At 75.6% G+C, this 14,221-nt stretch carries 12 protein-coding genes and 3 pseudogenes; 11 read left to right on the forward strand and 4 right to left on the reverse strand.

The window, feature by feature from the left end:
• Together JD77_RS22690 and JD77_RS22695 are read left to right on the forward strand one after the other, a co-directional pair.
• Entirely contained in the window at nucleotides 1-447 is a 447-nt protein-coding gene (locus JD77_RS22690; RefSeq protein ID WP_145776086.1) for a response regulator, read from the forward strand.
• A 156-nt stretch (nucleotides 448-603) separates the two neighbouring features.
• A pseudogene (locus tag JD77_RS22695) lies at nucleotides 604-1,077 on the forward strand (ATPase); the annotation flags it as partial.
• Between the two features lie 76 nt (nucleotides 1,078-1,153).
• On the opposite strand, the gene JD77_RS22700 reads toward JD77_RS22695, so the two are convergent.
• Nucleotides 1,154-2,002, reverse strand: a complete 849-nt coding sequence (locus tag JD77_RS22700; protein ID WP_145776087.1) for a hypothetical protein — start codon at nucleotides 2,000-2,002, stop codon at nucleotides 1,154-1,156.
• Between the two features lie 362 nt (nucleotides 2,003-2,364).
• On the opposite strand from JD77_RS22700, the gene JD77_RS22705 reads away from it, so the two are divergent.
• A complete protein-coding gene (locus JD77_RS22705) occupies nucleotides 2,365-3,309 on the forward strand; it encodes an endonuclease/exonuclease/phosphatase family protein (RefSeq protein ID WP_246140851.1) in 945 nt (314 codons plus the stop codon).
• Nucleotides 3,310-3,424: 115 nt separating this feature from the next.
• Here JD77_RS22705 and JD77_RS22710 read toward each other — a convergent pair whose 3' ends face one another.
• Nucleotides 3,425-3,850 (reverse strand): OsmC family protein, encoded by a 426-nt coding sequence (locus JD77_RS22710; RefSeq protein WP_145776089.1) that lies wholly within the window; start codon nucleotides 3,848-3,850, stop codon nucleotides 3,425-3,427.
• A 125-nt stretch (nucleotides 3,851-3,975) separates the two neighbouring features.
• The gene (locus tag JD77_RS22715; protein WP_145776090.1) at nucleotides 3,976-4,935 is read right to left on the reverse strand and encodes a serine/threonine-protein kinase; all 960 of its coding nucleotides are present in this window, start codon (nucleotides 4,933-4,935) and stop codon (nucleotides 3,976-3,978) included.
• Between the two features lie 152 nt (nucleotides 4,936-5,087).
• On the opposite strand from JD77_RS22715, the gene JD77_RS22720 reads away from it, so the two are divergent.
• The 4 genes and pseudogenes from JD77_RS22720 (at nucleotide 5,088) to JD77_RS22735 (ending at nucleotide 8,292) form a co-directional block, all read left to right on the forward strand.
• Nucleotides 5,088-5,321, forward strand: a complete 234-nt coding sequence (locus JD77_RS22720; RefSeq protein WP_145776091.1) for a hypothetical protein — start codon at nucleotides 5,088-5,090, stop codon at nucleotides 5,319-5,321.
• A gap of 94 nt (nucleotides 5,322-5,415) precedes the next feature.
• Complete coding sequence (locus JD77_RS22725; RefSeq protein ID WP_145777726.1) at nucleotides 5,416-6,156, forward strand: response regulator transcription factor; 741 nt, start codon at nucleotides 5,416-5,418, stop codon at nucleotides 6,154-6,156.
• Nucleotides 6,134-7,620: pseudogene (locus JD77_RS22730) on the forward strand (sensor histidine kinase). The gene JD77_RS22725 and the pseudogene JD77_RS22730 overlap by 23 nt, the downstream one beginning before the upstream one ends.
• A gap of 231 nt (nucleotides 7,621-7,851) precedes the next feature.
• Nucleotides 7,852-8,292 (forward strand): DUF6597 domain-containing transcriptional factor, encoded by a 441-nt coding sequence (locus JD77_RS22735; protein ID WP_342799689.1) that lies wholly within the window; start codon nucleotides 7,852-7,854, stop codon nucleotides 8,290-8,292.
• Nucleotides 8,293-8,416: 124 nt separating this feature from the next.
• Here the strand turns inward: JD77_RS22735 and JD77_RS22740 are convergent, their stop codons facing one another.
• On the reverse strand, nucleotides 8,417-8,815 hold the full coding sequence (locus JD77_RS22740; protein ID WP_145776092.1) for a VOC family protein: 399 nt from the start codon (nucleotides 8,813-8,815) through the stop codon (nucleotides 8,417-8,419).
• Between the two features lie 197 nt (nucleotides 8,816-9,012).
• Between JD77_RS22740 and JD77_RS32420 the strand changes: the two genes are divergently transcribed.
• From JD77_RS32420 to JD77_RS22755, 4 genes and pseudogenes are all read left to right on the forward strand, one after another.
• Nucleotides 9,013-9,162, forward strand: a complete 150-nt coding sequence (locus JD77_RS32420) for a hypothetical protein (protein ID WP_170286514.1) — start codon at nucleotides 9,013-9,015, stop codon at nucleotides 9,160-9,162.
• 13 nt (nucleotides 9,163-9,175) lie between these two features.
• On the forward strand, nucleotides 9,176-10,606 hold the full coding sequence (locus JD77_RS22745; protein ID WP_145776093.1) for a class I SAM-dependent methyltransferase: 1,431 nt from the start codon (nucleotides 9,176-9,178) through the stop codon (nucleotides 10,604-10,606).
• 54 nt (nucleotides 10,607-10,660) lie between these two features.
• Nucleotides 10,661-12,637, forward strand: a pseudogene (locus tag JD77_RS22750) (sulfatase-like hydrolase/transferase); the annotation flags it as partial.
• A gap of 233 nt (nucleotides 12,638-12,870) precedes the next feature.
• Nucleotides 12,871-14,154: a citrate synthase gene (locus JD77_RS22755; protein ID WP_145776095.1), complete on the forward strand. Its 1,284-nt coding sequence runs from the start codon at nucleotides 12,871-12,873 to the stop codon at nucleotides 14,152-14,154.
• Nucleotides 14,155-14,221: the final 67 nt, after the last annotated feature.

Here is a 14,221-nt window from a genome sequence, read left to right on the forward strand (position 1 = left end):
ATGGGTGAAGGCATCCCCGGACCCGTTCGCATCCTCGTGGTGGACGACGACCCCGGCGACGTTCTCATGATCGAGGAGGCCCTCGCGGACTCCGACATCGACAAGGTCATCGACGTGGTCGGCGATGGCCAGGAGGCGATGGAGTTCCTGCGCCGCCGGGGCCGGCACACCGACGCCCAGCGCCCCGACGTGATCCTGCTCGACCTGAACATGCCCCGGATGGACGGCCGGCAGGTGCTCGGCGAGGTCAAGCAGGACGAGGAACTGCGCACCATCCCGATCGTGGTGCTGACCACCTCCAACGCCGACACCGACGTGGTGGGCAGCTACACCCTCCAGGCCAACGCGTACGTGACCAAGCCGATCGACCTGGACGACTTCAACGACGTGGTGCGGCGGATCGACGAGTTCTTCGGTCGCGTCGTGGTGCTGCCCAGGCGGGCCTGACGCCGGCCTCGCGCGCCGCGCCACCCGTCCCGGCGTACCCGGTGCGGGCGCGGCCGCGCGGATGCTGAACATTTTTCCCGAACCGCCTCGGCGGTCGCCGGCGCCGTCGAGGATCGGCGGTGGGGAAGGAAACATCGGCTGCCTGGGGGCGACAGTATGAGGTTCTCCGTCGTTGAGTTCGGCTACGACCGGGGGCAGGTCGACTCCTGCCTCGAGGAGCTGGGAGTCCGGTTGACGAGGCTCGCGGCGCGGGCGGAGAGCCTCGCCGGCGCCGGCCGGGCGTGGGATGAGATCCGGCAGGAGGCGACCCACCTCTGCGACGTGGTCGAGCTCCGGCGCGGCGCGGGCGAGCGGGCGGAGCTGGGCGAGATCGAGCGGGAGGCCGCCGAGATCCTGGCCCAGGCGCGGTTCGAGCTCGAGGCGGCCCGCGAGGAGGCCCGCCAGGTCCGCGAGCGGGTGTACGCCGAGGCGGTGCGGGCCCGCCGGGCCTTCGAGGCCGCCCTCGCGGCCCGCCGGCGCCGGGAGGACCGGGTGGACGAGATCCTCGCCGGGCCGGCGGGCGCGCCGGTGCCCGCCGACACCCCGACCGCCGCGGCGGCCGTACCGCCGGCCGGGTCCCGACGACCCGGGCCGCGGCGGGCGCCGCCGACGCCGAGCCGCCGAGCGAGCGGGGCACCCGGGTCGCCTGAGCCGGCGGGGGGACGGCTCAGGTCAGCGTCTCGACCACCGTGGTCGCCCGGTCCTCGTGCTGGGCGTAGGCGTCCGGGAACGCGGAGATCTGCACGGCCTGGGCCGCCTGGGTGACGCTCATGTCCTCCCAGCCGGGGACCTCGAGCAGCGCCTCGTAGAACACCCGCGCGGCGTACGTCGGGCGCATCAGGTCGCGGACGGTGCCCCAGCCGCTGCTGGGGCGCTGTTGGAACAGCCCGACGGAGTCGTGGTCCCAGCCGACGGCCTGGTGCGGGTAGCCCTGCGACTCGGGCAGCACGCCGCTGGCGTAGTTGAGCAGGGTGCTCTCCTGCATCGCGGTGGCGATCGCCACCACCAGCCCGCGGCGGGGCACCTTCATGCCCACCCCGACGTCCACGATGATCTTGGCGTTGTCCATCTGGAGCTGGTTCAGCCCGGCGACCGGCTTCGGCCGGCTCGGCTTGGGCTTCGGCCTGGGTTTCGGCTTCGGCTTCGCCGTGGCGCTGGGCGTCGCCGTCGGGCTGGGGGAGACGGTCACCGGTGCGGCCGGGGAGCGGTCCAGGGACCGGGAGGCCCGCTGCTCGGCCTCGGCGGCGGCCGCTGCCCGGTCGGCCAGGGCCTCGCGCATCGGCTGCCGGGGCTCGTCGGCCGGCCGCGTGCCGGCGAACGCGGCGACGCCGAGGCAGCAGCACACGCCGGTGGCGAGGGCGGCGCGTACCGGCGTCGACGCGAGCAGCGCCCGGCTGCGGCGGGGTGGATCGGCGCGGTGTCGCCCGGTCCCCCGTACGGCGGAGGTGGCATCGGTCGAACGGTCACCCGGTGTCGTGCCGGTCTGCTTCTGGTCAGCGGAGTCGTCGGGGCGCACCCGGCGAGGCTAGACAACCCTGGGCGACCTGCGGACGGGGTGGTTGGTGGCATGCGCCACATTTTGCGGGGTTCCACCCGGTCATTTCCGTCCCTCGGGCAGCATTGTCCCCTCCTTCGTGGATCCCCTATTCCCGTCATTTCTGTTTCGCCCGGCCAGAACCGGATCATCCGCCCGGTGGCGCTACGGTCGGCGCCCGTCATGATCGATTCATTCGTTCAGATGGTGATCGAATACCGGATCGGATGATGCGGTGTGGGCCGCCGGTCCGGGCGGCGCGACCCCGGCCGGATCACGGCGGCGTCAGCCGCTGCCCCGGATCCCCGGGGTCCACCCGCCGCCGGTCGGTACGATCGGCGGCGGTGACCAAGAGCACGACCGACGAGGCGGCCGGCAGCGCCCGCCTCCGTGGCCGGCGCGGCCTGCTGCTGACCGTGCTCGCGGTCCTGCTCGCCGCCGTGCTGGCCGGGCACCGGGCCGTGCCCAACCTGCGTGGCCTGGGCAGCCTGCTCGACAGCGTCACGCCGCTGCTCGGCCTGGCCGTGCCGGTCCTCGCGGTCGCCGGGCTGCTGCGCCGCTCGCGGCTGGCGCTGCTGGCCGTCCTGCTCCCGGCGACGGTGTGGGCGGTGCTCTACGGCCGGGCCCTGCTCCCGCCGGCCGGCGGCTCCGGCCCGGTCACGCTCCGGGTCGCCAGCCAGAACCTGCGCGCCGGCAACCCGGACCCGGCGGCGACGGTGGACAGCCTCGCGGCCGGGGGCGCCGACCTGATCGCGCTCCAGGAGGTCGACGGCGACGACCGGGTGGCCGGGGCCCTGCGCGAGCGGTACCCGCACCACGCCGCGGTCACCACCGTCGCGCTGTGGAGCCGGTACCCCGTGCGGGAGTACGCGGGCGTGGACACCGGGCTGGGCTGGACGCGTGCCCTCCGGGCCGTCGTCGCCACGCCCGACGGCGACCTGGTGGTCTACGTGGCGCACCTGGGGTCGGCCCGGGCCGGGCACACCGCCACCCGGGACGAGACGGTGCGGGAGCTCGCCGCGGCCGTACGGGCGGACGCCGCCCCGCGCCTGGTGGTGCTCGGCGACCTCAACACCGCCACCACCGACCGGGTCTTCGCGCCGCTGGCCCGGCTACTGCGCGACGCCCAGGCCGACGCCGGGCAGGGCTTCGGCTTCACCTGGCCGGCCGGGCTGCCGGTGACCCGCCCCGACCACGTGCTCTACCGGGGGCTCACCCCGACCTCGGCCGGGGTGGTACGCACCCCGGCCAGCGACCACCGGGCCGTGGTGGCGAGCTTCCGCTGGTGAGCGCCGCCCCGGCCGGCTCGGGCCGGCGCCGGCGGGGCCACGGGGCGCAGCGGCGACAGGCGGCGGCCCGGCCGTACGGTGCCGGGCGGCACGCGGCGGACCGCGGCCCCCGCGGTCAGCGGCGACCCACCTCGGCCGGCGTGACCGTGAGCCGGTGCCGGGTGTTGTCGCCGCTGGAGAACGGCCAGAGGCGGTCGGCGTGCTCGACCAGCTCCGCGAGCTGCTGCCGGGTCAGCCCGGCCGAGGAGATGGAGGCGTGCACGTCGGCCCGGTAGCGGCCGTCGTCGTCGCGGCCCAGCCGGGCCTCGGCCCGGACCTGGACGGTGTGCGCCTCGTCCGTGATCTCCCCGGCCGCCTCCACCGCCGCGTGGTGCAGGCAGGACGCGAACGCCGCGGCCAGCAGCTGCTCGGGCGTCAGGCCCGTGCAGTGCGGCGCCAGCGGGGACGCCAGGGCGGTCGACAGCCCCCCGTCGTCGGTACGGACGTGACCGCCCTCGGCCGTCGCGGTGGCCTCGTGCAGCCAGGAACTCGGATCCGGCATCGCGTTCCCCCCTCAGTCACCCGCCCGGCTACCCGACCCGGAGCCGGCGAAACCGCGGCCGTCCGGGGCCGGCCGGGAGGCGATCGGCCGGGTCCGCCACGCGGTCGGGCGGGGTGCCGGCGGCGTCAGGACGCCCGCCGCCGAGCCGGGTCGGCCGGGGCCTCGCCGGGCGCCGCCGCCTGCGTCGCCTCGGCCGCCGCCTGCGCGGTCCACGGGGACACCCGCTCGCGGCGTTGCCGGGGCGGCGCCACGGCCAGCATCGGCACGTACACCCGGGCGTCCACCGCCTCGGCCAGCAGCAGGGCGGCCATCAGGCTGGCGGGCCGGCGCGCCGGGTCGTCGGCCATCAGCTGCCGGCACAGCTGCGCGACCTCCGGCGGCAGGCCGTCGATGGTGGGCAGCGGCTCCGGCGGCTGCCGGCGGCGCGCCCCGAGCAGTTGGGTCGTGCTGTCCGCCGGGTACGGCAGCCGGCCGACCAGGCAGTAGTAGAGCAGCACGCCGAGGGCGTACATGTCGGCGGCCGGGGTCGCCGGCCGCCGCTCGAACTGCTCCGGAGCCAGGTACGCCGGGGTGCCCACCACCATGCCGTCCGGCATCCCGTCGTCGGCGCCGGCCGGGGTGGCGATGCCGAAGTCCAGCACCTTCACCCCGGTCGGGGTGAGCATCACGTTGGCCGGCTTCACGTCGCGGTGCACGATGCCGTGGGCGTGCGCGGCGGCCAGGGCCGCGGCGACCTCGGCGCACACCCGCACCGCGATCCGCCAGTCCAGCGGCCCGGAGCGCAGGTGCACGGCCAGCGTCTCGCCCTCGGCCAGCTCCATCACGATGAACGGCACCGCCTGCCCGGGCAGCGCCGCGGCGGTGCCGAAGTCGTGCACGCTGGCCACGTTCGGGTGCACCAGGCGGGCCGCCGAGCGGGCCTCGGCCCGGATCCGCTCCACCGAGCCGTCCTCGTCGCGGCCGGGGGTGATGAGCTTCACGGCGACGGGCCGGTCCAGCACCGTGTCGTGGGCCCGCCAGACCTCCGACGTCCCACCGACCCCGACGCGCTGTTCGAGCTCGTACCGCCCGTCCAGCGTCCTCATCGACCGCTCCTCGCCTCGCCTGCCGCCTTCCGCCCCGTACCCGGCCCCTCAACAGGGCAAACCGACCCGGTCCGCGCCCCCCGCCGGCCCGGCCCGTGCGGTAGCGTCCGTCGGAAGGGGGCGATCCCGGCCGACGGCGGGACGGAGGGGCGATGGCCGAGGTGACCGTACGCTTCGTCGGCGGACCGGCCCACGACCTGGTGCGGGAGGTGCCGGCCGGGCCGGACGGGGCGCCGCCGTCGCGGTGGGTGCTGCGCCACCCGGCCGGCTCCGCGGCGCCGGCCGGCGCCCAGGCCGACCATCTCTACGAGCGTGACCGGCGGGACGCCAGCGGCACCTGGACGATGCGCTTCCTCCGCACCGATCCGCTCGGCATGACCGAGTGACCCGCCCGGCCGGGCCCGACCCCGCGCGCACAGCTGGTACACAGGGTCTGCCGAGGTGGCGCACAGGCCGCCGTCCCACGATGGGGGCATGGTCATGGAGGGACAGGCCGCGCAGGGCCGCATCGAGCTGCGGCGACCGGACGGCGAGCCGGTCCGGGTGCTGGTGGTCGACGACGAGCCGACGCTGGCCGACCTGCTCTCGATGGCCCTGCGCTACGAGGGCTGGCAGGTCCGCACGGCGGGCACCGGGACGACGGCCCTCAACACCGCCCGGCAGTTCCAGCCCGACGCCGTGGTGCTCGACGTGATGCTGCCCGACCTGGACGGCTTCCAGGTGCTGCGCCGGCTGCGCGAGCACAGCCCCACCGTGCCCGTGCTCTTCCTCACCGCCCGTGACGCGGTGGAGGAGCGGATCGCCGGGCTCACCGTGGGCGGCGACGACTACGTCACCAAGCCGTTCAGCCTGGAGGAGGTCATCGCCCGGCTGCGGGCGCTGCTGCGCCGCTCCGGGTTCGCGGTCGCCGCCCGCGAGGAGGCGGTGCTTACGGTCGGTGACCTCCGCCTGGACGAGGACAGCCACGAGGTGCGCCGGGGCGGGCAGTCGATCACCCTCACCGCGACCGAGTTCGAGCTGCTGCGCTACCTGATGCGCAATCCCCGGCGGGTGCTGAGCAAGGCCCAGATCCTCGACCACGTCTGGAACTACGACTTCGGCGGGCAGGCCAACGTCGTCGAGCTGTACATCTCGTACCTGCGCAAGAAGATCGACGTGGGGCGGCCGCCGATGATCCACACGTTGCGGGGCGCGGGGTATGTCCTCAAGCCGGCGGACTGACCGGCTGCGTCGCTGGCTGGCCGGCCGCTCGCTGCGTACCCGGCTGGTGGCCGCCGTGGTGGCGCTGCTCGCGCTGGTCACCGTCGCGATCGGCGGGCTGACCACCGTGGCCCTGCGGCACTTCCTGGTCGGCCGGGTCGACGCACAGCTCACCGCCGGCGACCGGCTCGATCGCTGGCGCGGCGACCGGCCGCGCGGCGCGCCCCTGCCGTCCCGCGACATCGAGCCGCCGCCCGGATACCCGCCCGGGTCGATCGCCGTGCGGCTGGTCGACGGCCGGGTCGACGAGGCGCGGATCCGCACCTCGACCGGCCCGACCGAGGCCCTCGCGACCGACACCGCCGCCCCGCTGGCCCGGCTGCCCGCGGACGGCCAGCCCCGCACGGTGGACCTCGACGCGCAGGGCGACTACCGGGCCGTGGCCCGTCCGGCGGCCGACGGCGCGGTGCTGGTCTTCGCGCTGCCGCTGAACGAGGTGGAGGAGACCCTCTGGGCGGTGGTGCTCGCCCAGGCCGGGGTCGCCGGCGCCGGCCTGCTCGTCGCCGGCGCCCTGGGCGCGCTGATCATCCAGGCCACGCTGCGCCCGCTGCGCCGCGTCGCCGCCACCGCCACCCGGGTCACCGAGCTGCCCCTGGACCGGGGCGAGGTGGCCCTGTCGGTGCGGGTGCCGGCCGCCGACACCGACCCGCGCACCGAGGTCGGCCAGGTCGGCGGCGCGCTCAACCGGATGCTCGGGCACGTCGCCGCCGCGCTCGCCGCCCGCCAGGCCAGCGAGACCCGGGTACGCCAGTTCGTCGCCGACGCCAGCCACGAGCTGCGTACGCCGCTGGCCGCGATCCGCGGGTACGCCGAGGTGGCCCGGCGCGGCCGCGACCGGGTCCCGCCCGACGTGGCGCACGCGCTGCGCCGGGTGGAGTCGGAGAGCACCCGGATGACCAGCCTCGTCGACGACCTGCTGCTGCTCGCCCGGCTGGACTCCGGCCGCCCCCTCGCCGTGGAGCCGGTGGACCTGACCGCCCTCGTCGTCGACGCGGTCAGCGACGCGCACGTCGCCGGCCCCGAGCACCGCTGGCAGCTCGACCTGCCCGAGGCGGAACTGGTCGTGCCGGGCGACGCCGCCCGGCTGCACCAGGTGGTGGCGAACCTGCTGGCCAACGCGCGGGTGCACACCCCGCCGGGGACGACGGTCACCACCCGGCTCGCGGCCGTGCCCGGCGGGGTCGCGCTCAGCGTCGCCGACGGCGGCCCCGGCATCCCCGCCGAGCTGCAGGGCGAGGTCTTCGAGCGGTTCGCCCGCGGGGACAGCTCCCGCTCGCGGGCGCACGGCAGTACGGGCCTCGGGCTGGCCATCGTGGCGGCCGTGGTGGAGGCGCACCACGGCCGGGTCGAGGTGACGAGCCGGCCGGCCGGACGGTGTTCACGGTGCGGCTGCCGGCGGCCACGGAGCCCACAGGTACCCGGTGATCATGGGGTTGGCGGCGGTACCGCGCCTCGCGGCGGCCGTCAACTCCATGATCGTCGGGGGCGCCGCGTTCGGGGGCGCCGCGTTCGGGGCGCCGCGTTCGGGGCCGCGGGGGCAGGGGGCGCCGAGCTCGGGGCGGGGCAGGGTGGGGCCGTGTACCGGGAGTGGGCCAGCCGCGCGGTCGGCGGGCGGTCGGGTGGGAGAGCGTCAGCGCCGGCGCCGGGCCCGTCCGGGTGCTGCCCGACGGGTGCGTCGACCTGCTCTGGTCGAGCCGGCATGGGCTGCTCGTCGCTGGCCCGGACCGCACGGCGCACCTGTCGACGAGCGTGCCGGGCGAGCGCTGGGTGGGCCTGCGGCTGCCGCCCGGCACCGGGCCGGCCGTGCTCGGGGTGCCCGCGCACGAGCTGCGCGACCTGCGGGTACCGCTGGCCGACCTGTGGGGGCCGGCGGCCGCCGCGCCGGCCGAGCGGATCGGCGACGGCCGGGTCGCCGACGTCCTGGAGTCGCTGGCGCGGGACCGGCTGCGCGCGGTCGGCGGAGCCGACCCGCTCGGCGCGCGTGTGACCGCCCGGCTGGCGGCCGGGGCGCCGGTCGGCCCCTGCCCCGCCCGGCCCGGAGTGCCCCCTGGGGGCGGTCGATCAAGAGCTTTCTGTCTGCCGGGCGCCCGATCCTGACGCAAACCTCTTGATCGACGGCGTCGGCGGCCGGGCGGGGCGGGGCGCGGGCGGGGCGGGGCGCGGGCGGGGGCGGGGTGGGCGCGGGGATGGGGACGGGGCGGGGCGGGGGCGGGGCGGGCGGTCAGGTGGCGGGTAGCGGGGCGAACAGGTCCACGCCGTTGCCCTCCGGATCGTGCAGGACCGCGTACCGCTGGCCCCAGAACGCGTCCCACGGCGCGCGGTGGCCGTGGAACCCGGCATCTGTGAGCTCGGCCCAGCGGCGGTCCACCTCCGCCGGATCGGCGCAGCGGAAGGCCAGGTTGACCCGGGGGCTGCCGGTGGGCGGGGCCCAGCCCGGGTCGAAGGTGCGGACCGTTTCGACCGTGTCCCAGGCCAGTCGTACGCCCCCGTCGAGGGTGACCTCCACGTGCTGTTCGGCCTCGGCGCCCGCTGGGATGTCCAGGCCGAGCCGCCGGTAGCAGTCGAGGGTGCGGGCCAGGTCGACGACCGCCATGCCGATCAGGTCGAAGCGAGGTGTCATGCCCGGACCGTACGGCGGGGCCCGCCGGGGCGTCTTGAACGAAACGGACGCGGACCGGGTGATCCGTGTGGCCCACGCGGGAGGGCCGGGCGGCGTACGGTGGCAAAGAGACAAGTCCGGCGTTCCTGTGCGAAACGCCCCAGCGTGACGCGCCCGGGTGGCCGGTCCCACACGACGGCGAGGGGAAGGAAACGGCCGTGATGCACCTGGCCTACCTGGACGCGGGATCCGGCAGCCTGATCGTGCAGGCGGTGGTCGGCGGGGCGGCCGGCGCGGCGGTGGCCGCCAAGCTCTACTGGCGCCGGCTGACGGCCCGGTTCCGCCGGCAGCCCACCGACCGGCCCTGACCGGGCGCGCCGGATGACCGTCCCCGACATTGACGTCCGGGTCGAACCGGGCTCGTTCCGCGACCCCGACAACCGGGTCTTCTACACCGATGGCGAGGTGCTGCGGGGCCTGCGCGCCCGGGCGGCCGAGCAGTGGCAGGCGTTGGCCGCCAGCGCCTTCTTCCCGCCCCTGCTCGCCACGGGTAAGGTGTGCGGCACCGAGCCGGTCGAGCCGGCCGCGTTTCCCGCCCCGGACGGCACGCTGTGGGCGGCCGTGCTGCGCCACGAACGTATCCCGTTCGTCTCCCACCCGTACGAGTGGTCGTTCGGCATGCTGCGGGACGCGGCGCTGCTGCACCTGGAGATCCTGCGCGCGGCGCTGCCGGCCGGCTTCACCACCAAGGACGGGTCGGCCTACAACCTGCAGTGGCGCGGCGCCCGGCCGGTGTTCATCGACGTCGGCTCGTTCGAGCCCGCCCGCGACGGCGAGCCGTGGGCCGGGTACCGGCAGTTCTGCCAGACGATGCTCTATCCGCTGCTGCTCACCGCGCACCTGGGCGTGGACTTCCAGCCCCTGCTGCGTGCCCAGGTCGACGGCATCCCGCCCGAGCAGATGCGCCGGCTGTTCGGCGGTGCCCGCCGGCTGCTGCCCGGTGTGCCCACCCACGTGCACCTGCACGGGGCGATGCAGCGGCGGCACGCCGCCGCGACCGCCAGCGACGTCCGGGCCCAGTTGCGCACGGCCGGGTACTCCCGGGAGCTGACCCTGGCCGCCGTGCGCCGCATCGAGCGGCTGGTCCGTCGGCTGCGGCCCCGCGCCGCCCGCACCCACTGGGCCGACTACCAGCGCACCTGCACCTACTCCGGCCGCGACCGGGCGACCAAGGAACGGTTCGTCGAGGCGGCGCTGACCGCCGGCCCGCGTCCCGGCCTGGTGCTCGACCTCGGCGCCAACGACGGCTGGTACGCCCGGATGGCCGCCCGGCACGCCCGCTACGTCGTCGCCGTCGAGCAGGACCCGGCCGTGGTCGACGAGTTGTACGCGACGCTTCGCGGCACGCACGAGCGGCGGGTGTTGCCACTGGTGATGGACCTGGCCGACCCGTCGCCCGGCGGCGGCTGGCGCGGGGTCGAGCGGGCCGGCTTCGCCGCCCGGGCGCGCGCCGACCTGGTGCTGGCCCTGGCGGTGGTCCACCACCTGGCGATCGGGCGCAACGTGCCGCTGGCCGAGGTGGTCGACCAGTTCGCCACCGCCTGCGCGCCGGGCGGCCGGCTGGTGGTCGAGTTCGTCCACCCCGACGATCCGATGGCCCAGCGCCTGCTGGCCAACAAGCCGGCCGGTCTCTTCGGCGACTACCGCCCGGAGGAGTTCGCGCGGCTGCTCGCCGCCCGGTGCCGGATCGAGCGGCGGGTCGAGCTGCCCTGCGGCACCCGGACGCTGTACCAGGCGGTGGTGGGTGGCTGAGCTGACCCTCGCGCCCCCGGCGCCGCCGGCCGCCGGGTCCGCCCCGGCCCGCCCTGGTGGCGGGCCGAGCTGCCCCGGCTGCTGGAGATCGTCGCGCTGGTCGGGCTGGTCGTCACCCAGCCGGTGCTCGACGTGCTCGGCCGCAGCCCCGACTTCTTCCTGTTCCACCGGGCCACCCAGGCCGAGATCCTGGCGCTGGTGGCGCTGGTCGCCCTGGCGCCGACCCTGCCGCTCGCCCTGCTCGGCGCGGCGAGTCGGCTGGCCGGGCGGGTCGTCCGGGCGGCGGTGCACACCGGGTTGGTGGGCCTGCTGTTCGCCGCCCTCGCCGTCCAGGCGGGGCGCCAGGCGACGCCGCTGCGGGGCGTACCGCTGCTGGTGGCGGCGGGGGTGGTCGGGGCGGTCGGCGCGGCGGCGCATCGTCGGTGGCGCGGGCCGGGCCGGGTGCTGCGGGTGGCCGCGGCCGGGCCGCTGGTCTTCGTGGCGTTGTTCCTGTTCGCCTCCCCGGCATCGGCGGTGGTGCTGCCGCGCGGGGACGCCGGCGCGGGCGGGGTGGCGGGGCCGGGGGAGCACCCGCCGGTGGTCATGCTGATCCTCGACGAGCTGCCGCTGGTCTCCCTCCTCGGCCCGGACGGCCGGATCGACGCGACCCGTTACCCGCACTTCGCGGAGCTGGCCGCGGGCTCCACCTGGTACCGCAACGCGACCGGGGTCAGCGGCTGGACGCCGTACGCGCTGCCGGCCATGCTCACCGGCCGGTACCCCGCGCGGCCCGTCGCGCCGCACTACTCGCAGTACCCCGACAACCTGTTCACCGCCCTCGGCGGCCTGTACGACGTCCACGCCGAGGAGAGCATCACCCGGCTCTGCCCGCCCAGCCGCTGCGACCAGCCGGCCAGTCCGGCGCAGGGGCTCGGCACCCTGGTCCGGGAGAGCGGCAGGCTGCTGCGCCAGCTCGCCGCCCCGGTGGACAGCCGGATCGACCCGGAGGAGTCCTACCGCGAGCTGACCGCCGCCGAGGCCGGCCTGGACGCCGCCGAGCCGACGCCGGCCGACCCGAAGTTCCGCTGGGCCAACCTGAACGACAACCAGCCGGCCCGGTTCACCACGTTCCTCGCCGGGCTGCGCCCGAGCGACCGGCCCGCCCTGCACTTCCTGCACCTGCTGATGCCGCACCCGCCGTGGGCGTACCTGCCGTCCGGGGCCCGGTACGACGCCCCGCAGGACCTGCCGAACGACGGGGACGGCTGGGTGGAGCTGGCCCGGCAGCGGCACCTGGCGCAGCTCGCCTACACCGACCGGCTGATCGGCGAGACGCTGCGCACCATGCGCGCCACCGGCCTGTACGACAGGGCCCTGCTGGTGGTCACCGCCGACCACGGGGTCAGCTTCGCCAAGGGCTTCCAGGGTCGGGGGATGGACGCCATCCGGGCGGCGGCCGGGGAGGTGGCCTGGGTGCCGATGTTCGTCAAGGAACCGGGCCAACGGGCCGGCCGGGTCGACGACCGCAACTGGGAGCACGTCGACCTGCTGCCCACCGTCGCCGACGCCGCCGGGGTGCGCATTCCCTGGCACGTCGACGGGCGCTCCGCCCGGCAGCCCCCGCGTGAGCGCGCCGACAAGCGGTTCTACGACCGCCCCGGCGAGCCGGTCGCCTTCCCGGGCGGGGTGCCCGCCCCGCCGCCGGCGCCGCGGCCGCCCGCGCTGGTCGGCGCGGCCGTGGGGGAGCGGCCGGGCGGCGGCACCGCCCGGGTGGCCGACCTCGCCGCGTTCCGCGCCGTCGATCCGGCGAGCGGCGAGCTGCCCGCCCTGGTCTGGGGCACGGTCCCGCCGGACGTCCCCGACGGCACGCTGCTCGCCGTGGCGGTCAACGGCCGGGTCGGGGCCGTCGTGCCGGTGGTGCCGCGCGACCCCGGCGGCCGCCGCTTCGCCGCGCTGCTGACCGACGACTCCCTGTTCCGTGCCGGTGACAACCGGCTGGACGTCTACCGGGTCGCCGCCGGCGGCGAGCTGCGCCACCTGAGTCTTTCCTGAGAGTTTCGGCTGGTGGTGGGCTGCTGACGCCTCGTACGCGACCCGGAACCCTTTGTAGTGGTTCGCCCCGTTTCCTCGCCTCGTCCGGCCGGCGTGGTTTCCCCAGGTGCTGGTCGGGAATCGGGTGACGCATACCTCACCGCCGAACCACGGCGGGCGGTGTCCCCGCAACCGTGTTTACGGTGAAGCGAAGGCAATTTCAAAGTAGATCTGCCGGCGAAGCGAGGAACCACATGACGGAAGTCAAGCTCGATCACCCCGGTGGGCAGCTTTCGATGCCGGTGCAGGCGGCGGTCGAGGGCCCCGGCGGGATCGTGGTGGGCAAGCTGCTGAAGGAAACCGGGATGACCACGTACGACCCCGGTTTCGTCAACACCGCGGCCTGCTCGTCCGGGATCACCTACATCGACGGTGACGCGGGCATCCTGCGGTACCGGGGTTACCCGATCGAGCAACTGGCGGAGAAGTCCTCCTTCCTGGAGGTCTCCTACCTGCTGATCTACGGCGAGCTGCCGAGCCAGCAGCAGCTGACCGAGTTCAGCGAGCGGATCCGGCGGCACTCGCTGCTGCACGAGGAGATGCGCCGCTTCTTCGACGGCTTCCCCCGCGACGCCCACCCGATGGCCGTGCTCTCCTCGGCCGTCAGCGCCATCTCCACCTTCTACCAGGACAGCCTGGACCCGTTCGACTCGGAGCACGTCGAGATGTCGACGGTCCGCCTCATGGCGAAGGTGCCGACCATCGCGTCGTACGCCTACAAGAAGTCGATCGGCCAGCCGCTGCTGTACCCGGACAACTCCCTCGGGTACGTCGAGAACTTCCTGCGGATGACGTTCGGCGTGCCGGCGGAGCCGTACGAGGTCGACCCGGTGATGGCCCGGGTGCTGGACATGCTGTTCATCCTGCACGCCGACCACGAGCAGAACTGCTCCACGTCCACCGTGCGGCTGGTCGGCTCCAGCAACGCCAACCTCTTCGCCTCGGTGTCGGCCGGCGTCAACGCGCTGTTCGGGCCGCTGCACGGCGGCGCCAACCAGGCCGTGCTGGAGATGCTGGAGCGCATCCAGGCCGACGGCGGCGACGTCCGCGCCTTCGTCCAGAAGGTGAAGGACCGGCAGGAGGGCGTGAAGCTGATGGGCTTCGGCCACCGGGTCTACAAGAACTACGACCCGCGCGCCGCCATCGTCAAGCAGGCCGCCCAGGACGTGCTCGGCCGGATGGCCAAGCCCGACCCGCTGCTGGACCTCGCGACGCAGCTCGAGGAGATCGCCCTGGCGGACGACTTCTTCGTCTCCCGCCGGCTCTACCCGAACGTGGACTTCTACACCGGCCTGATCTACAAGGCCATGGGCTTCCCGACGAAGATGTTCACCGTGCTCTTCGCCCTCGGCCGGTTGCCCGGCTGGATCGCCCAGTGGCGCGAGATGCTCAACGACCCGGAGACCAAGATCGGCCGCCCGCGGCAGGTCTACACCGGGTCCCCCGAGCGGGCGTACGTTCCGGCCGCCGAGCGCTGACCGCAGCTTCCACGACGACGGCGGGCCGCCCACCCCGTGCGGGGTGGGCGGCCCGTTCGCGTGTCCC

The sequence above is a fragment of the Micromonospora olivasterospora genome (assembly GCF_007830265.1).
GTDB lineage: Bacteria > Actinomycetota > Actinomycetes > Mycobacteriales > Micromonosporaceae > Micromonospora > Micromonospora olivasterospora.

Coding starts and splice junctions, on each gene's coding strand:
- JD77_RS22690 (WP_145776086.1), top strand. CDS start 1: ATGGGTGAAGGCATCCCCGGACCCGTTCGCATCCTCGTGGTGGACGAC.
- JD77_RS22710 (WP_145776089.1), bottom strand. CDS start 3,850: ATGCCGGATCCGAGTTCCTGGCTGCACGAGGCCACCGCGACGGCCGAG.
- JD77_RS22715 (WP_145776090.1), bottom strand. CDS start 4,935: ATGAGGACGCTGGACGGGCGGTACGAGCTCGAACAGCGCGTCGGGGTC.
- JD77_RS22720 (WP_145776091.1), top strand. CDS start 5,088: ATGGCCGAGGTGACCGTACGCTTCGTCGGCGGACCGGCCCACGACCTG.
- JD77_RS22725 (WP_145777726.1), top strand. CDS start 5,416: ATGGAGGGACAGGCCGCGCAGGGCCGCATCGAGCTGCGGCGACCGGAC.
- JD77_RS22740 (WP_145776092.1), bottom strand. CDS start 8,815: ATGACACCTCGCTTCGACCTGATCGGCATGGCGGTCGTCGACCTGGCC.
- JD77_RS22745 (WP_145776093.1), top strand. CDS start 9,176: ATGACCGTCCCCGACATTGACGTCCGGGTCGAACCGGGCTCGTTCCGC.
- JD77_RS22755 (WP_145776095.1), top strand. CDS start 12,871: ATGACGGAAGTCAAGCTCGATCACCCCGGTGGGCAGCTTTCGATGCCG.